This window comes from Mesorhizobium sp. M7A.F.Ca.CA.004.04.2.1, assembly GCF_004022825.1.
GTDB lineage: Bacteria > Pseudomonadota > Alphaproteobacteria > Rhizobiales > Rhizobiaceae > Mesorhizobium.
This window is the reverse complement of record NZ_RZPH01000858.1, coordinates 1-2,666: the sequence shown is the minus strand read 5'-3', so window position 1 is coordinate 2,666 and position 2,666 is coordinate 1. Positions and strand designations below refer to the sequence as shown.

Here is a 2,666-nt window from a genome sequence, read left to right as displayed (position 1 = left end):
GGTCTATCGCGTCATGCTGCCGGTGCTCGATTTGATGCAGACGCTGCCGACCTTCGTCTACCTCATCCCGGTGCTGACGCTGTTCGGCCTCGGCAATGCGCCCGGCCTCATCGTCACCATCATCTTCGTCATCCCGACCGCGGTTCGTCTCACGCATCTCGGCGTCGTCTCGGTGCCGAAGTCGATCGTCGAGGCCGGCGAGGCGTTCGGCGCCACCAAGAGCCAGTTGCTGTGGAAGGTGGAGCTGCCCTCGGCGCTGCCCACCATCATGGCCGGTCTGACGCAGTGCATCATGCTGTCGCTATCGATGGTGGTGTTTGCCGCACTGATCGGCGCGGGCGGCCTCGGCACCGAAATCAACCGGGCGCTGGGTTCGCGCAAGATCGACCTCGGGCTTGAGGCGGGCCTCGCCATCGTCGTTTTGGCCATCGTGCTCGACCGGATGACCCGCATCGCCGTTGGAGGCAAGAAATGACCGTCGCCGTCGATTTCCGGAACGTCGATATCGTCTTCGGCGCCGACCAGGCCGGATCGCTGAAGATGATCGACGCCGGAGCCAGCCGCGCCGAGATCCTCGAAAAGACCGGCAATGTACTGGGTTGCGCCGGCGCCAGCCTGACCGTGAACGAGGGCGAAATCTCCGTGCTGATGGGTCTCTCCGGTTCGGGCAAGTCGACATTGCTGCGGGCGGTCAACCGGCTCAACGTGGTGTCGCGCGGCCAGGTGCTGGTCAAGGATGGCGACAAAACCGTCGACGTCGTCACCTGCGACGAGGCGACCCTGCGGCGCCTGCGCCAGAAACAGGTGGCGATGGTGTTCCAGCAGTTCGGCCTTTTGCCCTGGCGCACGGTGGAGGAGAATGTCGGTCTCGGCCTCGAACTCGCCGGCGTACCGGAAGCCGAGCGCAAGGAGCGCGTGCAACGCCAGCTCAAGCTGGTCAATCTCGACCAGTGGTCGAAGAAATACGCGCATGAGCTGTCGGGCGGCATGCAGCAGCGCGTCGGCCTGGCGCGGGCCTTCGCCACCGAGGCGCCGATCCTGCTGATGGACGAGCCGTTCTCGGCGCTCGACCCGCTGATCCGCACCAAGCTGCAGGACGAATTGCTGCAGCTCCAGGCCGAATTGAAGAAGACCATCATCTTCGTCAGCCACGACCTTGAGGAGGCGCTGAAGATTGGCTCCCACATCACCATCATGGAGGGCGGGCGCATCGTGCAAACCGGCGCGCCGGAGGACATCGTGCTGCGGCCTGCCAACGACTATGTCCGCGACTTCATCGCCAATGTGAACCCGCTGTCGGTGCTGACCGCCTGGAACGTGATGCGCGACCGTCGCGATCTGGAGCACGGCAAGGATGGCTGGGTGTGGCTCGACCGCCGCAAGACGACGCGCTTCAAGATCGATGAGCATGGGCTGGTGGCGGCGGCCGAACGCGATGGCAAGCCGGCGGTCTGGGTGTCGTGCGCCGACGTCGAAGGCCAATCCGAGGAAGCCGCGCAAGTGTTCTGGGCCAATCCGGGCACTTCGCTGAAAACCGTGATGCTGGCCATGCACCGTTCGCAGACCGCTCCCGTGGCGCTGTTCGACGACCAGTCGCGCTTCGTCGGCGCCATCGGTATCCGCGACGTGCTGAGCGCGGTGCTGCGGCGGTAACCTTCGCCGTCAATTCAGCCCATAGGGCGGTTTAGTGTTTTCGAGGGAACAGCCGGGTCGCATAATTGAGGTTGAGGAATGCGAAACGCGACGGTGGCTGCACTCATATACGAGTTTCTATTCGACGTTTACCGGCTAATCGACGCCGAGCGAGAGCACAACGAGTGGCTGCCAGACGAACATAGTGTGGTGCGTGAAGCCTTCTTTCACAGTTACATCAGCTGCTGGGAGTGGAGTACCTCGGTGCTGGAGGAGGTCGGCGCCACCAAGACCCTCCAGCTGCCGCACATTAGGCAAGACCCGAACAGGCGCAGTCCGTACAGCTACCCTTTAATGACCTTGGACGACTGTCGCGTTGCAGACTTTTTAGAGTTCGAGACATTCGACAATTATTGCTATGCAATGTTCACCTTTTACCAATTGATCGGTCAAACTTCGCGTGAGAACGAGGTCAATCTGGCCGTTCGGTCTCCCCGGTTCTTGGAGGCAGTCGCATCCAAGGACGATGTCTTCCTGATCGAGGACATTCATTGCGTTAAATTTAGACGAGATCGCTTCGAGGAAAAGGTGATGACGCGTTGGGACGAGATGCAACTTCGCATATTTCGACGCAAGGACGGCGTACTGAAATAGGCAACCAGCCTATCCACCGCTCGTTGACCTATGCTGGTTGAAGTTGAGAGCAGACCGACGAAGAACCGGCTAACGAAACTGCCCTGTCATCTTGTGGCAGCCTTATGCCGCCAGCGGCAGGCGCAGCTGCGTTAGCAGGCCACCGCCCGGGTTGTTAGACAGGCTGATCTCGCCGCCGGCGGCGCGCGCGATGTTGCGGGCAATGGTCAGGCCGAGGCCCAGACCGCCGGTCTGGCGGTTGCGCGATTGTTCGAGGCGCACGAACGAGCCGAACACGGCGTCGATCTGTGCCTGCGGTATCCCGGGCCCTTCATCGCGGATGGTGAGCAGGATCATGTCTTCCGACCGGCGCAGCGTAAGATGCGCCTTCTTGCCGTAGG

The 2,666-nt window shown here is 61.9% G+C and carries 4 protein-coding genes; 3 read left to right on the top strand and 1 reads right to left on the bottom strand.

Annotated features, from left to right (window positions below):
* From EN893_RS28210 to EN893_RS28200, 3 genes are all read left to right on the top strand, one after another.
* Positions 1–475: ABC transporter permease subunit (locus EN893_RS28210; protein WP_128361959.1), on the top strand; the 475-nt coding region annotated here is incomplete at its 5' end.
* Entirely contained in the window at positions 472–1,653 is a 1,182-nt protein-coding gene (choV, locus tag EN893_RS28205; protein WP_127266556.1) for a choline ABC transporter ATP-binding protein, read from the top strand. The genes EN893_RS28210 and choV, both read left to right, overlap by 4 nt.
* A 78-nt stretch (positions 1,654–1,731) precedes the next feature.
* A complete protein-coding gene (locus EN893_RS28200; protein WP_127266557.1) occupies positions 1,732–2,286 on the top strand; it encodes a hypothetical protein in 555 nt (184 codons plus the stop codon).
* A 102-nt stretch (positions 2,287–2,388) separates the two neighbouring features.
* Here EN893_RS28200 and EN893_RS28195 read toward each other — a convergent pair.
* A partial coding sequence (locus EN893_RS28195) for an ATP-binding protein (protein ID WP_245490919.1) occupies positions 2,389–2,666 on the bottom strand: 278 nt, incomplete at its 5' end.